The organism is Blastococcus sp. SYSU DS0616, from assembly GCF_054051015.1.
Map to the genome: position 1 here is coordinate 1 of NZ_JBJHAJ010000014.1, position 18384 is coordinate 18384.

The following is an 18384-nucleotide window of genomic DNA, read 5'->3' on the forward strand; positions in this document are numbered from 1 at the left end:
GGGTCAGCCGGAGGGACGAGCGCGCCGGAGCCGTCGAGCCCGGCCGCGACCAGCGGGGCGTCGATCTCCGCTGTGGCGATGCGCAGCCGCACCGGGGCGGCGGCGGGCTCCGCTGATCGTGCGGCGGGGGGGGGGGGGGGGGGGGGGGGGGGGGGGGGGGGGGGGGGGGGGGGGGGGGGGGGCGCCCCCCCCCCCCCCCCCCCCCCCCCCGACAGGATGGCTCACTCCTGCAGGATCGGCCCGTAGGCCTCGACGATCTCGTCGATCCGCTGGGAGAAGGCGTCGCTGCCGATGAACTCGTCGGGCACGTACTGCTCGCCGAGCTGCTCACGCACCTGGTCCTTCTGCAGGCACGTGTCGACCGTGTCCTCGAGGGTCGAAACCACGTCGTCCGGGACGCCCGCCGGGGCGGCCAGGCCGAAGACCGACACGCTGTTGGTGAGCTCCGGGTACCCGGACTCGGCCAGCGTCGGCGCGTCGATGTAGTCGACCGGCTCGGGCGGGCTGACCGCCAGCGGGACGAAGTCGCCCGCGTCGATGTTCTCCAGGACATCCTGCGAGGAGTTGATGAAGACGGCGTCGACGTTGCCGCCGCGGATCGCCGTGGTCATCTCCGCGTTGCCGGTGAACGGCACCGCGGTGACCTCGACGCCGTACTCCTCCGCGAGCCGCCGCAGCTCCATCGCCTGCGACGTCGTCGTCCCGGGGACGCCGACGTTGAGCTCGCCGGGGTTCTCCTCGGCGTAGCTGAAGAACTCCTCGGCGGTGGAGAACTGGGAGTCCGGCCCCACGACGAGCGCCGAGGGGATCTCGGTGACGGCGGCGATCGGGACGTAGTCGTCGTTGGTGTAGCCGACGTCCTGCTGCAGCGGGTTGGTGGCCGAGGCCGGCACCGCGATCAGCGACAGCGTGTGCCCGTCGTTCCCACCGGCGAGCATCGCCTGCATCCCGACGGAGCCGGAGGCGCCCTCGCGGTTCTCCACGACGACGGTCTGGCCCAGCTCATCCTCGATGCAGCTGCCGATGGTGCGCCCGGCGAGGTCGGTCGGGCCTCCGGCGGCGTAGGGGACGATCAGGGTGATGTTCTCCGTCGGGTAGTCCGACGCGGCGGCGTCGCCGCCACCGCCCCCTCCGCCGGTGTCGCCCCCGTCGTCACCACCACAGGCGGCGAGGGTGAGCACGGACGCGGCGATCAGCGCGGGCCAGGTCGAGCGGGTACGGCGCATGGGTTCCTCCGGTGGTCGGGGGTGGGTCGTGCGGGGATCGGGTCAGCCGAGGATCGGCTCGTAGACCTCCTGGGTGCGGTCGAGGACCTCGGCGAGCTCCTCGGCGCCGGCGAACTCCTCCGGGACGTACTGCTCGCCGATCCGCTCCTGCACCTCCGGCTTCTCCAGGCAGGTCTGCAGGGTCTCCTCGAGCGTCGAGACGACGTCGTCCGGGAGCCCGGCCGGGCCGGCCAGGCCGAAGGTCGAGCCGGAGAGGGTCAGGCCGTCGTAGCCGAGCTCGGCGAAGGTGGGGGTGTCGGGCAGCCAGGAGAGCCGCTCCTCGGGCGAGGCGACGAGCGGGACGAAGTCGCCCGACTCGATGTTCTCGACCACGTCGATCGAGGCGTTGATCAGCACGGCGTCCACGTTGCCGCCGAGGAGGGCCGTGGTCATCTCGGCGTTGCCGTTGAAGGGGACGGCGGTGACCTGCACCCCGTGCTCGTCGGCCAGCCGCTGCAGCTCGATGGCCTGGGGGGTCGAGGCGCCCGGCGTGCCCACGGTGACCGTGCCGGGCTGGGCCTCGACCGCGGCGAAGAAGTCCTCCGCGGAGCCGTACGGCGAGTTCTGCCCGACCGCGAGGACCGACGGCACCTCGGCCATGACCCCCACCGGGGTGATGTCGTCCTTGGTGTAGCCCACCTCGTTGGCCAGCGGGGTCAGCACCATGGTGCCCGCGGTGACCAGCGAGAGGGTGTGCCCGTCGGGCTCGGCGGCGATGAGCTCGGTCGTGGCGAGGGCGCCGGAGCCGCCCGGCAGGTTCTCGACCACCACGGTCTGCCCGAACTCCTGCTCGAGGCAGGTCCCGACGGTGCGGGTGGTCAGGTCGGTGGGCCCACCGGCGCCGTACGGCACCAGCATCCGGATCGACTCGGTCGGGTAGGACGCCGCGCCACCGCCGTCCTCGCCGGTGGTGCCGGAGCCGCCGTCGTCCCCGCCGCACGCGGCGACGAGTCCGACCAGCGCGACGGCCGCGATGCCTGACGAGATGCGCATGTCTCTCCCCCAACGATCGCCGTTGATCGCTCCGCCGGACACGCCTGGCGGTGGTCCGGATCACCTGGATACAAGCACAGGGGTGGGTGGCCAGCGCCCCGAAAAGACAACGATCCGGACTCGGTCAGGGCACCGGGAGGACGACGTCGATCAGGTACGGTCCGGGCTCGGTGATCGCCCGGCGGAACTGCGCGGCGAACTCCTCCGCGGTCGTCGCCCGGCCGCCGGGCACGCCCATCCCGGCGGCCAGCGCGACGAAGTCGAGGTCCGGCCGGGCCAGCTCCAGCAGGTCCCTCGACCGCGGCCCGGAGGCCTCCGCCCCCACGTTGCGCAGCTCCCCCTCGAGGATCCGGTAGGAGCGGTTGCTGAACACGACCGTCGTCACGTCGAGCGACTCCCGGGCCTGCGTCCACAGCGCCGAGATGGTGTACATGGCACTGCCGTCGCCCTCCAGGCAGACGACGCGTTGCCCGGGGCGGGCGATCGCCGCACCCGTGGCGACCGGGAGCCCCTGCCCGATCGCGCCGCCGGTGAGGGTGAGCCAGTCGTGGCGCGGTGCCCCGGTGGTCGGCACCGGCATCTGCCGGCTCGACGTCACCCCCTCGTCGACGACGATCGCCCCCTCCGGCAGGAGGGCGCCGAGCACCGCGCCCACGGTGTCGGGGGTCAGCGCGCCGGTGGGGAGGTCGGGCCGCTCCAGGGGCTGCTCCTCCGGCTCCTCCGCCGGGCCGACGAGGTCGGCGAGCCGGGCCAGGGCGTCGACCACGTCGTCCGCGCCCTCGGCGAGCACGTGCACCTGGCACCCCTCGGGGACCAGGCTGCTGGGCCGGTCGGGGTAGGCGAAGAACTCCACCGGCGGCCGGGCGCCGGCGAGCACGAGGTGCCGGACGCCGGCCAGCCGCTGGGCGACCTGCTGCCCGGCCCGGGGCAGGCGCTCGACCGGCGGCAGGCCCGCCCCGCGCTCCAGCCTGGCCGGGAAGGTCTCGCAGTGCAGCCGGGCGCCGGTCGCACGGGCGACCCGGCTCGCCGCCCGCAGCCCCGGTGCCCGCGTCGCCGCTCCGCCCACGAGGACCGCGCAGGGCTCACCGGAGGTCAGCAGCCCCGCGAGCCGGGTGACGACGTCGTCCGGCACCGCCCGCGGCCTGCCCGGCTCCGGGGCCGCGGCGGGCTCGGCGCCCTCGGACCAGGAGACGTCGGCGGGCAGGACGAGCGTCGCGATCCCGCCGGGGGCCGTGCGGGCGGCGGCGATCGCCTCCGCCGCGTCGGCTCCGACGTCCGCCGCCCGGCCGGACCGGCGCATCCACGCCGACACCGTGCCGGCGAGCGCGTCGATGTCCGACTCCAGCGGGGAGTCGTACTCCTTGTGGTACCCGGCGTGGTCGCCGACGACGGTGACCATCGGCGTCGCCGCGCGGCGGGCGTTGTGCAGGTTGGCCAGGCCGTTGGCGAGACCCGGGCCGAGGTGCAGCAGGACGCCGGCCGGCCGGTCGGTCATCCGGCCGTAGCCGTCCGCGGCCCCGGTGGCCACGCCCTCGAACAGGCAGAGCACGCCCCGCATCTCGGGAACGGCGTCGAGCGCGGCGACGAAGTGCATCTCCGAGGTGCCCGGGTTGGCGAAGCAGACGTCGACCCCGCCGTCCACGAGCGTGCGGATGAGGGCGCGGGCGCCGTTCACGCCACCACCCCCGCGCGGCCGGTGCGGACGTGGGCTGGATCACGCTGGGCATCCATGGGGGCACCGTACGCGGGCCGGCAGCGCGCGGACGGACGGGTCAGCGGCGGGTGCGGGTGGCGGCCGAGACCCGTGCGAGGGCATCGGTGACGACGGCGGCGTCGTCACCCAGCAGGCTCAGCAGGTGCGCGACGAGCTCGTCGTGCGTGGTGCGGGCCGCGGCCACCCGTTCCCGCCCCGCGGTGGTCAGCCGGGCGTGCAGCAGGCGCTTGTCGGCCTCCACCCGTTCGCGGATGACCAGCCCCTGGGCGACCAGCCGGTTGATGGTGCTGGTGACCCCGGGCCGGGAGAGGCCGACCGCTTCGGCCACCTCTCCCATGGAGGCCCGCTCCCCCGGCGACTCGGCGATGCGGCGCAGCGCCTCGAAGCCGGTGAGGGAGAGGTCGTGGTGGCGGTGGAGCGCCGAGTCGACCCGCCGGGTGATGCGGTCGTGCACCTGCACGATGCGCAACCACGTCTCGGCGGGGCGGGGAGCGACTCCGGGAAGAGCGGCAGCATCCCGGGGGACACCGCGCGCGAGCGCGTCCTCGGACCGTGGCACCCGCTCAGACTCCCCGGATCACGCGCCGGTGAAACCGAACTCAGACGGCGGAGATCGAGCCCACGGCGCGCCGCCCGGCGTGCTGGCGCCCGGCGACCGAGACCAGCCCGCCGGCGGTGGCCACGAGCGCCACCGCGGCGACCGCCAGGGAGGCCAGCGACACCACGCCCCGGGCGGGCGCGGCCTCCTCCACGGCGGCGGCGACCTGCAGGGCGACGCCGGCCCGCACCGCGGAGTCGGCGCCCACCAGGTCGAGGGTGGCGGGGCCCGCCGCGGCGCCCTCGGGGATGCGCACGTCGACGCGGACCTCGCCGGCGAGGTTCGCGGTCGCCGTGGCCAGCACGGTCTCGCCGCCGTGGAACACGATGCTCACCTGCTCCCCGGGGTTGAAGCCGGCGCCGCGCAGCACCACCGTGCCACCGGGCTGGACCTGGGGAAGGCCGCCGCCCGGTCCGCCCGCCGCGAACGCCCCGACGTCGCCGGAGGTGCGCGTCGGGGTGCCCGTGGTCGTGGTCCCGGAGCCCGTCGGGGTGCCCGTGCTCGGCGGGGAACCGGGCGTCGTCGTGGTGCCGGGGGTCCCCGGCGCGGTGGTCCCCGGAAGGGTGAATCCCGTGGTCGGGCCGCCGGTGGTCGGGGCGCCGCTGGTCGTGGGCGCCGGTTCGGACGGCTCGACCGTGGCCGTCGGCGGCGCCGGTGGGGGCGGCGGCGGAGACAGGGCGACCTGGCAGTCCTCGACCGTGGGCCGGGTGAGCGTGTAGTCCGCCAGCTCGTCGACGTAGGTCCGGCCCGACCCGTCGCGCGCGGTGAACTCCAGCCGCGGGTCGATCGTCTCGCCGGGGGCGACGTCGTCGGTGCGCAGCACCACGCTGCCCAGGGGCGCGAGCGTGGCCTCGTCCTCACCGGACGGCGTCCGGGTGGTGGCCAGGCGCACACTGTAGGGAGCGGTGCCGGCGACGACCTCCACCACGATCCCGCCCGGGTGGCAGCTGGGGCCGTGGGTGACGCGGGCGTCGGGCCGGGTGGGGTCGTCGAGCGCCTGCGCGGGGGCAGCCGTGGAGACGGCGAGGCCGAGCAGGACGACGAGGAGGCCGGTCACGACACCGGCGGGGAGGGCGCCGCGGACCACCCGGGCCGACGTCGTCCGCGTCTGCCCGGTGATCCGCTCGAAGCTGCCGTTCAGCCCGCTCTCCCCTTTGCGATGCACTCGAGTTCCAGATGATGACGGAAGTGACGCTTCGTTGCTAGCCCGTTACGCGCGTGTCGGGCGTGTCGTGCGGCGTGTCTGGATCGACCCGCCGTCCACCCGTTCGGGGGAACCGCCGGACGCCCGTTCGTCATCCCCGGCGAGCACGCGCACTACCCGGATCCCCCGCTCCTCACCCACGGGACTTCGCCACCCCGGCGCCCGCCACCACGCGCCCCGGGCCTCCGGTCGGCCAGGACCGGGTGCGGACCAGGCAACGAGCCCCGGCGCGACCGCGCCCCTCCTCCTGCCGCCGTGAGCATGGTCACTACGGTGACCGCGTGGACGAAGCGGGTGCGGGCCGACGGCGGCAGAACGAGGTGTACCGGGCCGGGGTGTACGGCCGCTCCCCGCGGGTGCCGGTCGGCGTCCGGCGGCTGCAGGAGCGCGCCAAGCGGGTCCTGGACGCCCGCGCCTACGCCTACGTCGCGGGCGGAGCGGGCGACGAGGTGACCCAGCGGGCCAACCGGGCAGCGTTCGACCGGTGGGCCGTGGTGCCGCGGGTGCTGCGCGACGCGAGCGTCCGCGACACCTCGGTGGAGCTGTTCGGGCGCCGGCTCCCCGCCCCGCTGCTGCTCGGCCCGGTGGGCGCGCTGGAGCTGGTGCACCCGGAGGCCGACCTGGCCGTCGCCCGCGCCGCCGCCACCACCGGCGTGCCGATGGTCTTCTCCAACCAGGGCTCGCGGTCGATGGAGGAGTGCGCGGCCGCGATGGGCGGGTCGCCGCGGTGGTTCCAGCTGTACTGGTCGACGTCCGACGAGCTCGTGGAGAGCCTGGTCCACCGGGCGGAGACCGCCGGCTGCGAGGCCCTGGTGGTCACCCTCGACACGACGATGCTCGGCTGGCGCCCGCGCGACCTCGACCTCGGGCACCTGCCGTTCGCCCTGGGCAAGGGCATCGCGCAGTACACCTCCGACCCGGTGTTCCGCCGCCTGGTCGAGGAGCGCGCCGCGGCCGCCGGCCCCCGCGAACCACAGCCCCGGCCCACCCCGGCGGCGGTCAAGGCGCTGGTGACGATGGCGCGGGCCTGGCCCGGGTCGTTCCGCGACAACCTGCGCTCACCGCTGCCCCGCGCGGCCGTGGAGACCTTCCTGGCCATCTACTCGCGGCCGTCGATCAGCTGGGCCGACCTGGCCTGGCTGCGCTCCCGCACGAAGCTGCCGATCCTGCTCAAGGGCGTGCTGCACCCCGACGACGCGCGGCGCGCGCTGGACGAGGGCATGGACGGCGTGGTCGTGAGCACGCACGGCGGGCGCCAGGTCGACCGGTCGATCGCCGCGCTCGACGCGCTGCCCGACGTCGTCGCGGCCGTGGGCGACCGGGCGCCGGTGCTGCTCGACAGCGGCATCCGCAGCGGCGCCGACGTCTTCACCGCCGTCGCCCTGGGTGCCCGCGCGGTGCTGCTGGGCCGGCCGTTCGCCTGGGGTCTCGCGCTGGCCGGCGAGGCGGGTGTGCAGCAGGTCGTCGAGGACGTCGTCGGCGAGTTCGACCTGACGCTGGGGCTGACCGGGCACACCGCCGTCGACCAGCTGACGCCGGAGGTCCTGCGCCGCGTCGGCTGACGGACGCTCCGGCGCCGCGGGTTGACGCCGCCTGTGGCCTGGGTCACAGTGGGAACCGGGCGGGGGCAGCCGGGAAACAGTGGCTACCCACTGCTGGGTAGACCGACCAACGCGGCCAGACCGTCAGGACCGGCCCCCCGCCCCCACTCCTACTGCACCGCGTCCGGCGGGGGGTCCGCCGTCTCCGGGGTCGGCGGTTCCGCGGGCGGCTCCGTCGGCGTCTCCGGCTCCGTCGGCGGGTCGGGCTCGCTCGGCGGCGGAGGCGGCGGCTCCGGCCTCGTCGGCGGCGGAGGCGGCGGCTCCGGCCTCGTCGGCGGCGGAGGCGGCGGCTCCGGCCTCGTCGGCGGCGGAGGCGGCGGCTCCGGGCTCGGCGGCGGAGGCGGCGGCTCCGGGCTCGGCGGCGGAGGCGGCGGCTCCGGGCTCGGCGGCGGAGGCGGCGGCTCCGGGCTCGGCGGCGGAGGCGGCGGCTCCGGGCTCGGCGCGGGTGGCGGCGGCGGAGCGGGGGCCGGGGACGGCTCGGGCGCGGGCCGCGGCGCCGGGGTCGGCGTGGGGCGCGGCGGGTTCCAGCGGGCGCCGTTGCTGACCAGCACCGTCACCGTGTCACCGCGCTGGAGGAGCGTGCCCGGCGCGGGGTCGACGCCGACGACGGTGCCCGGGCGGAGCGCGCTGCTGACGCGGACGAACGAGGCACCGAGGTCCCGGGCGGCGAGCAGCTGGCGGCAGCCGGCGGCGGACCGGCCGGGGCAGCCGGCGGGCACCCCGGCCCGGGTCCCCTCCACGAACTGCGGGTCGGCCGGCGGGAAGGGCACCGGCTCCCGGGTGCTCAGGACCGGCTGCATGGCGTCGTGCCAGATCTGGGCACCCTTGCCGCCGCCGAAGCCGCCGACGTCCTGGTTCTCCACCGGGTTGTAGACCATCACGCTGGCCGAGACCTGGGGCGTGTAGCCGACGAACGCGATGGAGAAGTTGTCCTGCGTCGTCCCGGTCTTGCCGGCGATCTGGTGGCCCGGCACGTACGCGCGGCGGCCGGTCTGCCCGGGGTGGCCCGGCTCGACGTCCTTGCGCAGCGCCTGGTTCAGCGTGTTCGCCAGCCCGGGGGCGACGACCTCCTCGCAGCGCGGGCCACCGAGCGGCTGCCCGTCCTCGCCCAGCACCGGCTCCCCGGAGCGGTCGAGCACGCGCTGCACCGGCATCGGCTCGCAGCGGGTACCGCTCGCGGCCAGCGTGGCGTAGGCGTTCGCCAGGTCCAGCGGGCTGGTGGCCTCGGCGCCGAAGGTGAACGACCCGCGGTTCTCGGCGACGATCTGGTCGGCGACGGGGTCGAGGGAGCGCAGGCCCAGGCGCTGGGCCATGCGCACCGGCGCCTCCACGCTGCCGAGCTGGTCGGACAACGCGAGGAAGTAGGTGTTGGAGGACATGTAGAGCGCCTGCTCCATGTCCAGCGTCGCCCGGTAGCGGCCGGCGTTCTCGACGTCGTAGGGGCCGTCGCCGTCCCGGTAGACCGTCGACTCGTAGGGGTCGGAGGTGGTGATGCGGTGCTCCAGGCCGAGACCCTGCTCGAGCGCGGCGGCGGCGGTGAAGACCTTGTACGTCGACCCGGTGCCCTGCCCGGCCGCGACGTTGAGGTTGACCATCGTCTGGGTGGGGTCGCCCTCGTCGGCGCCGTAGGTCCGGTTGACCGACATCGCCAGCACCCGGCCGGTGCCCGGCTCCACGGCCGTGTAGATGCCCGCGCGCGGGTCGTCGGGCGCCAGGGTCGCCAGGACGGCGGCGTCCCCGGCCTGTTGCACGGCGGGGTCCAGCGTCGTCTCGATGGTGAGCCCGCCGGTCTCGATCGCCTCCTCGTCGAGCCCGAGCGTGCCGGTCAGGTAGCTCATGGCGTAGTCGCAGAAGAAGCCGCCGATCCGGGCCTCCTGGCAGCCCCGCGGTGGCCCCTCGCCGGGCGTGGGGACCACCGGTTCGCTCCGGGCCTCCTCGACCGCGGCGGGATCGGCCATCCCGAGCTCCGCCATGCGCGCGAGGACGACGTCGCGGCGCTGGGTGGCCCGGTCGGGGGCCACGAACGGGTCGTACTGCGCGGGGCTCTGCACCAGGCCGGCGAGCGTGGCCGCCTGGGCGAGGGTCAGTGCGTCCGGCGCCACGCCGAAGTAGGTCTCGGCCGCGGCGGCGACCCCGTAGGCACCGGCGCCGAAGTAGACCCGGTTGAGGTACCGGGTGAGGATCTCGTCCTTGGTGTAGTCCTGCTCCAGGGCGAGGGCCAGCTGGGCCTCCCGGAGCTTGCGGGCCACGCTCTCGTCGGTGGCGGCCTGCCGGCTGTCGGGGTCGGTGGCCGACTGCAGGCGGATCTGCTTGACCAGCTGCTGGGTCAGCGTCGAGCCGCCCTCGACCACCTCGCCGGCGGAGATGTTGCGGACCAGCGCACGGGCGAGCCCCTTGCCGTCGACGCCACTGTGGTCGAAGAACCGGCTGTCCTCGATCGCGACGAGCGCGTCCTTCATCACCGGGGCGATCGCCTCGGAGGGCACCACCGTGCGGTTGCGCCGGTAGAACTCGGCGATGAGGGACCCGTCCGCGGCGAGCATGCGGGTGTTGCCGGCCGGCGTGCGGTCCAGCAGTTCGTCGTCGACGGGGCGCATCAGGTCGGTGCCGGCGCGGGTGGCGAGAGTGGCGCCGCCCACGAGCGGCAGGGCGAAGCCGGCGAGCAGCGCACCGGCCAGCACGACCGCCATCGCCAGGCCCAGCAGCGCGCGCCACCGGCGAGGGCGCCGGGCGGGCGCTTCCTCGACCCCGGGCAGGGGCAGACCTCCGGAGACGGGACGGGGCGACACGGAACTCCTCGGCACAGGCGACAACGGCGGCGCCCACGCGGAGCGGACCCGTGTTCCTCGGTACCCCGCGAGGTGCGAAGTGCCAGCCGGCGGACCGATCTGTCACACAATCGCAAAGAGCCGCCTCCGCCCCGAACGCAGCTCTGGGGGCCGAGTTCGCGAGCTGCGGGCCCTGCAGGACCCACGGAGCGCGTGCTCGACCCCCAGAGCGGGGAGCGAACGCGGTCAGTCCCCCGCCGGCACCAGCGGCGCCGCAGGCGCCGGCCGCGGGACCGGCACCACGGCCGGCAGCCCGCCGGCCGGCTCGTGCCGGACGGTCGGCAGCCACCCCATCCACCGCGGCAGGTACCAGTTGCGCTCGCCGAGCAGCTGCATCACCGCGGGCAGCAGCAGCGCCCGGACCACGGTGGCGTCCAGCAGCACCGCCACCGCCAGGCCCAGCCCGATCTGCTTCATGCTCGTCATCGACAGCGTCACGAAGGTCAGGAAGACGAACACCATGATCACCGCGGCGCTGGTGACGACCCCGGCCGAGGACGTGATGCCCTGCGCGACGGCGTCCCGGGTGGCGAGCCCCCGGTCCCGGGCCTCGCGGATCCGGCTGAGGATGAACACGTGGTAGTCCATCGACAGGCCGAAGAGGATGACGAACAGGAACAGCGGGATCCAGTTCACGATGGCCCCGGTCCGGTCGAGGTCGATGAGACCGGCGCCGATGCCCTCCTCGAAGACGAGCACCATCACGCCGTAGGCAGCGGCCACGCTCAGCAGGTTGAGCACGATCGCGGTGATCGCGACGGTCACCGAGCGGAACGAGACCAGCAGCAGGAGGAAGGCCAGCACCAGGACGAAGCCGAACACCCACGGGGTGCGCTCGGCCATGAGCTCGTCGAAGGCCACCGAGTAGGCCGTGCCGCCGCTGACGACCGCGGTCACGCCGTCCAGCGCGCCGACGGTCTCGGGCACGATCTCGTCGGCGAGGGTCGCGAGGGCGTCGCGGGAGGCCTGCTCCTCGCCGTCGCCGGTGAGCGGCACCCCTACGACGGCGACCGTGCCGGCCTCGTTGGTCTCGACGGCGATCGGCTCGTTCATCTCCCCGCTGGCCAGGGCGCGCTCGCGCAGCTCGGCGATCGCGGCCTGCACCTGCGGGGCGGCGACGTCGGGCGCCTCGATGACCACCTCGGCCGGTGAGGGTCCGCCGGGGAACGCCTCGGTGATCCGGTTGTAGGTCTGGATCACCGCGAGGTCCTGCGGCAGGTCCTGGACGCCCTCGGCACGGAGGTCCATCGACGCCGCCGGGACGGCCAGCCCGACGAGGACACCACCGGCGACGCCGGCGGCGACCAGCGGCCGGCGGAGCACCGCCCCGAGGACGACGGGCCAGAAGCGGCCGGGCCGGTCGGCGGCGCGCCGGCGCAGGAACGGCAGGCGGCCCTTCTCCACCCGGTCACCGAGCCACGCCATCATCGCCGGCAGCACGGTGAGCGAGCCGAGCACCGAGCAGGCGACGACCAGGATGGTGGCGGAGGCGACGCCGGTGAAGACCGAGAAGCCGGTGAGGAACATGCCGGCCATCGCGACCATGACGGTGATGCCGGAGATGAGCACCGAGTGCCCGGAGGTCGCGGCGGCGATGTCGAGGGCGTTCACCGGGCCGGCGCCCTTGGCCCGCTCCTCGCGCTCCCGCTTGAGGTAGAAGAGCGAGTAGTCCACGCCGACGGCCAGGCCGATCAGCAGCATGACGATCTGCGCAGTCTGGTCGACGTGCCAGATCTGGCTGGTGAGGCTGAGCAGCCCGAGGGCGCCGACGAAAGCCGTCAGCGCGAACACCAGCGGGAGGAGGGCGGCGACCAGCGCACCGAAGGTCAGCAGCAGCACCGCCAGCGTGATCGGGATGGAGAGCAGCTCGGCGCGCTGGAAGTCGGCGTCCAGGGTCTCGTTCAGCGCGACGTCGGCGCTGGTGCCACCGAACTGCTCGACGCGGACGTCGTCGTGCTGCGCGGCCACCGCGGCGACCGCGTCCTGCACGGGGGCGATCCGCTCGGCGGCGTCGTCCGGGTCCCCCGCGATGTCGAAGGTGACCAGCGCGGAGCGGCCGTCGGCGGAGACCAGCGGGGCGCCGTCGAGCGGGCTGACCAGCTTCGTGACCTCGGGGGTGCCCCGCAGCCGGTCGACGAGGTCGGTGAGCGCTGCGGTGGCCGCGGCCTCGGGCACGTCGGCGTCGCGCTGCACCAGCACCATCTCCGCGGCCGGCTCCTCCCAGCCGTGGTCGTCGAGGATCTGGCGGGCCTGGGCCGGCGCGCCGAGCGTCTGCTCGGCGGCGGTCAGCTGGCTCTGCGGCACCACCGCGCCGACCGCGACGGCGGCCAGCACGAAGGCCAGCCAGCCGAGCACCGCCGTCTTCCGGTGCCGGGCGCTCCAGCGTCCGACCCGCCCCGCGAGGTTGCGGGATCCATCCATCATCGTCTCCTGTCCGAGTACGGGTGTCCGCAGGCCAACCTGCTGGTCACGGGGCCGGGGCGGCCCAACCATGGGGGCGCGGCCCGCCGGCGGAGAGACTTCCGGAGGAGGCAGGAGCGAACATCAGGGAAACCCCTGAACCGCTCCCTGATCTTGGTCCCGGGTCGCGGGTCAGCGGTTCCGGCGGGCCTGGACGACGTCGATGACGACCGCGACCACGATGCCGACGCCGAAGACCACGATCGACACCCGGTCCGAGCGCGATCCGGCGTCCAGCTCTCGCCAGAGGCCCACGGCGAGCACCGCGCTCGCCGTGAGGATCGCGCCCCGCATCGCCCACACGAGCCAGCCCTTGCCGGGCGGCGCGGGGGTGCTGGTGACGTACAGACCGAACGCGCTCCAGGCAGCCATGGCCCCGAGCACGACGGTGCCGAAGATGCTCACCCCCTGCTCGGGGTCCTGGGCTGCGACCAGCGCGGCGACGGCGACCGCGCCGACGACACCCGCGCCCAGCACCGGGTACAGCCATCGGGGCGCCGCCCGGTGGTCGACCGTCGGACCCGGAGGGACGTCGACGTGACCCCGGGGCTCGGCCCGCCGGCCGACGAGTGCCAGCAGGACGAGCAGGCCGACGACGAGGGGATCGGTCACGCGCAGACGGCGGCGGGAACTAGTCACGAGGCATGCGTCGGCACCGCGCCGGGCTGGCTTGAGCGCATCCCGGAGCGCCGCGGCGGCGGGCGGAAAACGAATCTGCCGCGCCTCCCCCGTCGGGGCGGCGCGGCAGATCGGTGTCTCAACCAGACGTGCACCCGAAGGGATTCGAACCCCTAACCTTCTGATCCGTAGTCAGATGCTCTATCCGTTGAGCTACGGGTGCCTGTGTTCAGTTGTCGTGCGCGGAGGCTCCGGGATTTGAACCCGGGATGGGGATTAACCCAAACCGCATTAGCAGTGCGGCGCCATAGACCGGACTAGGCGAAGCCTCCCGGGGCTCGAGTCACCTCGTAACCACCGAGGAGAGAGACTACCAGCGCCGCCGGGCCCGGGTCTCCCGGGGGGTGCCGCGCCAGGCCGCACGGACGAGTGCGACGAGCTCGTGGCCACCAGGCCGCGAGCACCACGAGTTCGTCGCACTCGACGCAGCAGTCAGGCGGCGACCGTCTCCCGCGAGCGGGTCGGGGCCAGCGGGCTGCGGCCGGGCACGAGGGTGACGACGACGGCGGCGGCCGCCCCGGCGCAGGCCAGCAGGAGCGCCCCCGGCACCCCGGACGACGTCTCGATCAGCGCACCACCCAGGGCCGCGCCGATGGCCGAGGCGCCGACGGTGATCGTGGAGAGCCAGGTGAACGCCTCGGTGGTGGCGTGCACCGGCGCGAGCGAGCCGACCAGCGAGTTCTGCACCGTCAGGGTCGGCGCGATCGCCGTCCCCCCGAGGAACAGCAGCACGCCCAGCGCCCACGGGCTGGACACCCAGGCCAGCGGCGCGAGGCCGATCGTGACGCCGAAGAGCAGCCAGCGGTACTGCCGGGGCAGCGACGCACTCATCACCCGCGCCCCGAACCACAGGCCACCGGCGACCGATCCCAGCGACCAGACCGCCAACAGGACCCCCGAGAGGCCCGGGGAGCCCGTGGAGCCGGCGAACGCCGGGATCGCGACCTCCAGCGCCCCGAACCCCAGCATCACGGCCGATCCGCTGAGCAGCACCCGGGGCATGCCGGGGGCGAGCACGGTGCTGAAGAGGCCGGCGGTGGGCGCCGCCGCGGGCACCCACGACCGGGCGGCACGGGCGACGCCGAGCGCGCCGACGACGGCCAGCGCGCCGGCGAGCCCCACGGCCCACGCCGGCGCGGCCAGCACCGCCAGCGCGGCGACCAGCGTCGGGCCGACGACGAACACCAGCTCGGTGGCCGTGGCGTCGAGGGCGTAGGCGGTGGAGCGGACGCGCGGGTCGGTGCGCGACCACAAGGCGCGGACGGTGCCGGAGACCAGCGGCGTGCTGGCGCCGGCCAGGGCGGAGGCGGCCACGACGGCGGTGTCCGGCGCGCCGCCGAGGGTCACCGCCACCAGCAGGGCGAGCAGCAGCGGGTAGAGCGCCGACTGCGCGAGCAGGATGCGGCGGGGTCCCTTCCGGTCGGCGAGGCGGCCGAGGACCGGCGCCATCACGGCCGACGCGATGCCGAGGGTGGCCGCGGCCAGGCCGGCGATCGCGTAGGAACCGGTCTGCTGCTGCACCATGAGCAGCAGCGCGAGCGGCACCATGGACGACGGCAGACGGCCGGCGAAGCCGGCGAGGAGGAGCACCTTGGCGGAGGGAAGCCGCCAGACGGCGAGGTAGGCACGCACGCTTGCACTCGTTTCGCACTGCAGGGGAAGGAAGAGTAGGCGGTCAAAGAGCGTTGACCGCCTACGCAGTCCCGAGACTAGGGACAGATGAGTAGGGAGTCAATTGGACTACGACACCTACGGGTCGACCGCGGTCGAGCTGGCCATCGCCCTGGCCAACGCCGACCTGGCGCCCGAGGACGGGATGGCGCGCTTCCTGGCGGCCCACGACGAGTGGTTCACGCCCGGCACCTCGCTGGACCTCACGCCGACCGACGCCCAGAAGGCCGCCGCCACGGCGCAGCTGGTGCGCGCCGTCGCGCTGGCCGAGTCGCAGCCCGACGTCCTCGCCCGGCTCAACGAGCTGCTGGCGCTGGCCCGGCCCCGTCCCTACGCCACCGACCACGACGGCGACCTGCACCTGCACTACGCCCGCCCCGACGCCCCGGCCCTCGAGCAGCTGACGACGACGGTCGCGATGGGCCTGTCGCAGGTGGTGGTGCAGCACGGCTGGCAGCGCCTGGGCGTGTGCTCGGCCGAGGGCTGCGACGACGTCTACGTCGACACCTCGCGCAACGCCAGCCGCCGCTACTGCTCCAACACCTGCGCCAGCCGCTCGACCGTGGCCGCCTACCGGGCCCGCCAGAAGTCCTGACCCCGCCCCGAATGATCAGGTGACCTGGTCATTCGGGGTCCTGGCTCACCATCGACACCGAGCCAGGACCCGGAACGATCAGGTGGGCTGATCATCGACGCGGCGGCTAGCGTCCGGTCGTGCCCATCCCCCGCGACGTCGACGCGCGGCTGCACGCCTGGATCGGCGGGTTCCCGACCACCCCGGCCGACCGCTGGCTGCGCCACCTCTCGGCCGCGGCCGACCACGGAAAGCTGTGGCTGCTGCTCGCGCTCGCGCTGGGCGGCCGCCCCGGCCGGCTGCGGCGCGGCGCCCTCCGCGGGGTGGGGTCGATGCTGGTCACCAGCGCGGTGGTCAACGCCGTCCTCAAGCCGGCGTTCGGCCGGGTGCGCCCGGATCTGGCGAACCTGCGCACCGAACGCCGGCTGCGCCGCGAACCGGGGAGCCTGTCCTTCCCCAGCGGGCACTCGGGCTCGGCCGCTGCCTTCGTCACCGGGCTGGCCCTGGAAGCACCCGCGGCCGGAGCCGGGCTCGCCCCGCTGGCGCTGGCCATCGGCTACTCGCGGGTGCACGTCGGCGTGCACTACCCCGGGGACGTGCTGGCCGGGCTCGCGGTGGGCGGCGCGGTCGCCGCGGCCGGCCGGCGCGTCCGGCGCTGAGCGGCCGGGCCGGATGACCCGCCGGACCGGCTGCGTGAGAAGCCCACGGGCGGTGTGCGAAGGTGGCTCGCCCACCGACCGTCGGAGGCGCTGACGGGAGGACCGCGGTGACGCAGGGCTACCGCGCACCGGTGCCCCAGCGGGCCATCGCCCGGGGCTTCCGGCACCCGGGGCGGGTCATCGCCGGAGCGTTCCTGCTCGCGATCGCCGTGGGCACCGCGCTGCTGTCGCTGCCGCTGGCGACGCCGGGGCCCGGCCGCGCCGACCTCCTCACCGCGCTCTTCCACGCGACCTCCGCCGTCTGCGTCACCGGGCTGGTGACCGTGGACACCGGCACCTACTGGTCCGGCTTCGGGCAGGCCGTCATCCTGGGGCTCATCCAGGCGGGTGGGCTGGGGATCATGACCCTGGCCAGCCTGGTCGCGCTGCTGCTCTCCCGGCGGCTGGGTCTCCGCGCACGCCTGATCGCGCAGGCCGAGACCAAGTCGTTGTCGGCGGCCGACGTGCGCCGGGTGATCGTCCGGGTCGTGCTGTTCAGCCTCGCCTGCGAGGCGGTGGCGGCGGCGGTGCTGACCACCCGGTTCGCCCTCGGCTACGACCAGCCGGCCCCCGCAGCCCTGTACAGCGGGGTGTTCCACGCGATCTCGGCATTCAACAACGCCGGCTTCGGACTCCACGCGGACAGCCTGGTGCGCTACGTCGGCGACCCCTGGGTGAGCCTGACGATCGCGGCGGCGGTCATCGTCGGCGGCTTGGGCTTCCCGGTCGTGTTCGAGCTGGTCCGGTCATGGCGCCGGCCGCGGACCTGGTCGGTGCTCACCCGGATCACGGTGATCGTCACGGCCGCGCTGCTCGTCGTCGGCACGGCCGGCTACCTGCTCGCCGAGTGGCGGAACCCCCGGACGCTCGGTCCGCTCGGGTTCGGCGACACCGTCATGGCGGCCTTCGTCGCCGGGGTGATGCCGCGCACGGCGGGGTTCAACAACCTCGACATCGCCGCGCTGCAGCCGGAGACGCTGCTGCTCACCGACGCGCTGATGTTCATCGGCGGGGGCAGCGCCGGCACCGCTGGCGGGATCAAGGTGACGACGTTCGGGTTGCTGGCCTACGTGCTCTGGGCGGAGCTGCGCGGGGACGTCGACGTCGAGGTGGGCCGCCGCCGGGTGCCCCCGACGAACCAGCGGCAGGCGCTGGCGGTGGCGCTGCTCGGCATCGGGGTGGTCACCGTCGCCACGTTCGCGATGGAGGCGCTGACCGACTTCTCCTTCGAGCAGGTGCTGTTCGAGACCGTCTCGGCGTTCTCCACCGTCGGCCTCTCCACGGGCATCACCGCGGCCCTGCCGCCGGGCGCCCAGCTGCTCGTCGTCCTGCTCATGTTCGTCGGCCGGATCGGCCCGCTCACACTGGCCTCTGGCCTGGCCCTGCGGGACCGCGCCCGGCCCTACCAGCTCCCCGAGGAGAGGACCATCGTTGGCTAGTCACAGGGACCCGGTCGCCGTGATCGGGCTGGGCCGGTTCGGCACCGCCCTGGCCACGGAGCTGGCCGGCGGCGGCACCGAGGTGCTGGCGATCGACCACCGGCCGGAGATCGTCCAGCGGCTCTCCGGCCAGCTGGGGCAGGTGGTCGTCGCCGACGGCACCGACCTGGACGCACTGCGGCAACTCGGTGTGGGCGAGTTCCGCCGGGTGGTCGTGGCCATCGGCACCGACCTGGAGGCCAGCATCCTGACGACGTCGCTGCTGGTCGAGCTGGAGATCGCCGACATCTGGGCCAAGGCCCTGAGCAGCCAGCACGGCAAGATCCTGGAGCGGATCGGCGCCCACCACGTGGTGTTCCCCGAGCACGAGATGGGCGAGCGCGTCGCGCACCTGGTCTCCGGCCGGCTGCTGGACTGGGTGGAGCTGGACCCGCAGTGGGTGTTCGCCAAGACGAAGCCGCCGCGGGAGATCGTCGGGGTGCCGCTCGGGGAGACCGGGCTGCGCAGGCGGCACCGGGTCACCGTGGTGTCGGTCAAGCCGGAGGGCGACGAGGCCTACACGCACGCCGCCGTCGACACGGTGCTCACCTACGGCTCGACGATCGTGATCGCCGGCCGGCCGCGGGACGTCGAGCGGTTCGTCGACCTCCAGTGAACCCCC

Annotated in this window: 14 protein-coding genes and 2 tRNA genes; 5 read left to right on the top strand and 11 right to left on the bottom strand. The window is 74.8% G+C overall.

Features of this window, described 5'->3' with window-relative positions; all coding sequences use genetic code 11:
• Positions 1-221 precede the first annotated feature (221 nt).
• The 5 genes from ACI79K_RS12010 to ACI79K_RS12030 all read right to left on the bottom strand — a co-directional run bounded on the left by ACI79K_RS12010 (position 222) and on the right by ACI79K_RS12030 (position 5735).
• On the bottom strand, positions 222-1226 hold the full coding sequence (locus ACI79K_RS12010; RefSeq protein WP_456599792.1) for a tripartite tricarboxylate transporter substrate binding protein: 1005 nt from the start codon (positions 1224-1226) through the stop codon (positions 222-224).
• 42 nt (positions 1227-1268) lie between these two features.
• Complete coding sequence (locus tag ACI79K_RS12015; protein ID WP_456599793.1) at positions 1269-2258, bottom strand: tripartite tricarboxylate transporter substrate binding protein; 990 nt, start codon at positions 2256-2258, stop codon at positions 1269-1271.
• Between the two features lie 124 nt (positions 2259-2382).
• Positions 2383-3933, bottom strand: coding sequence for an acetolactate synthase large subunit (locus ACI79K_RS12020; protein ID WP_456599794.1), 1551 nt, complete (start codon positions 3931-3933; stop codon positions 2383-2385).
• 97 nt (positions 3934-4030) lie between these two features.
• Positions 4031-4432 (bottom strand): MarR family winged helix-turn-helix transcriptional regulator, encoded by a 402-nt coding sequence (locus ACI79K_RS12025; RefSeq protein ID WP_456597043.1) that lies wholly within the window; start codon positions 4430-4432, stop codon positions 4031-4033.
• A gap of 139 nt (positions 4433-4571) precedes the next feature.
• Complete coding sequence (locus ACI79K_RS12030) at positions 4572-5735, bottom strand: hypothetical protein (protein ID WP_456599795.1); 1164 nt, start codon at positions 5733-5735, stop codon at positions 4572-4574.
• A gap of 320 nt (positions 5736-6055) precedes the next feature.
• Between ACI79K_RS12030 and ACI79K_RS12035 the strand changes: the two genes are divergently transcribed.
• Positions 6056-7336 (top strand): alpha-hydroxy-acid oxidizing protein, encoded by a 1281-nt coding sequence (locus tag ACI79K_RS12035; protein ID WP_456599796.1) that lies wholly within the window; start codon positions 6056-6058, stop codon positions 7334-7336.
• Positions 7337-7485: 149 nt separating this feature from the next.
• On the opposite strand, the gene ACI79K_RS12040 is transcribed toward ACI79K_RS12035, so the two are convergent.
• The 6 genes from ACI79K_RS12040 to ACI79K_RS12065 all read right to left on the bottom strand — a co-directional run bounded on the left by ACI79K_RS12040 (position 7486) and on the right by ACI79K_RS12065 (position 14973).
• Positions 7486-10164 (bottom strand): transglycosylase domain-containing protein, encoded by a 2679-nt coding sequence (locus tag ACI79K_RS12040; protein ID WP_456599797.1) that lies wholly within the window; start codon positions 10162-10164, stop codon positions 7486-7488.
• A 225-nt stretch (positions 10165-10389) separates the two neighbouring features.
• Positions 10390-12627, bottom strand: coding sequence for an MMPL family transporter (locus ACI79K_RS12045; RefSeq protein WP_456599798.1), 2238 nt, complete (start codon positions 12625-12627; stop codon positions 10390-10392).
• 168 nt (positions 12628-12795) lie between these two features.
• Positions 12796-13275: a hypothetical protein gene (locus tag ACI79K_RS12050; protein ID WP_456588412.1), complete on the bottom strand. Its 480-nt coding sequence runs from the start codon at positions 13273-13275 to the stop codon at positions 12796-12798.
• A gap of 156 nt (positions 13276-13431) precedes the next feature.
• Positions 13432-13504: transfer RNA gene (locus ACI79K_RS12055), tRNA-Arg, on the bottom strand.
• 20 nt (positions 13505-13524) lie between these two features.
• Positions 13525-13613 (bottom strand) — tRNA-Ser (locus ACI79K_RS12060).
• A 160-nt stretch (positions 13614-13773) separates the two neighbouring features.
• Positions 13774-14973 (bottom strand): MFS transporter, encoded by a 1200-nt coding sequence (locus ACI79K_RS12065; RefSeq protein ID WP_456588402.1) that lies wholly within the window; start codon positions 14971-14973, stop codon positions 13774-13776.
• 103 nt (positions 14974-15076) lie between these two features.
• On the opposite strand from ACI79K_RS12065, the gene ACI79K_RS12070 reads away from it, so the two are divergent.
• From ACI79K_RS12070 to ACI79K_RS12085, 4 genes are all read left to right on the top strand, one after another.
• The gene (locus ACI79K_RS12070; protein ID WP_456599799.1) at positions 15077-15607 is read left to right on the top strand and encodes a CGNR zinc finger domain-containing protein; all 531 of its coding nucleotides are present in this window, start codon (positions 15077-15079) and stop codon (positions 15605-15607) included.
• Between the two features lie 119 nt (positions 15608-15726).
• A complete protein-coding gene (locus ACI79K_RS12075; protein ID WP_456599800.1) occupies positions 15727-16245 on the top strand; it encodes a phosphatase PAP2 family protein in 519 nt (172 codons plus the stop codon).
• Positions 16246-16352: 107 nt separating this feature from the next.
• A complete protein-coding gene (locus ACI79K_RS12080; protein ID WP_456588399.1) occupies positions 16353-17723 on the top strand; it encodes a TrkH family potassium uptake protein in 1371 nt (456 codons plus the stop codon).
• The gene (locus ACI79K_RS12085) at positions 17716-18378 is read left to right on the top strand and encodes a potassium channel family protein (protein WP_456588398.1); all 663 of its coding nucleotides are present in this window, start codon (positions 17716-17718) and stop codon (positions 18376-18378) included. Before ACI79K_RS12080 ends, ACI79K_RS12085 begins: the two co-directional genes overlap by 8 nt.
• Positions 18379-18384: the final 6 nt, after the last annotated feature.

Bases quoted from the DNA above. Each gene is read 5' to 3' on its own strand.
- ACI79K_RS12010 (WP_456599792.1), bottom strand. From the start codon at position 1,226: ATGCGCCGTACCCGCTCGACCTGGCCCGCGCTGATCGCCGCGTCCGTG.
- ACI79K_RS12015 (WP_456599793.1), bottom strand. From the start codon at position 2,258: ATGCGCATCTCGTCAGGCATCGCGGCCGTCGCGCTGGTCGGACTCGTC.
- ACI79K_RS12045 (WP_456599798.1), bottom strand. From the start codon at position 12,627: ATGATGGATGGATCCCGCAACCTCGCGGGGCGGGTCGGACGCTGGAGC.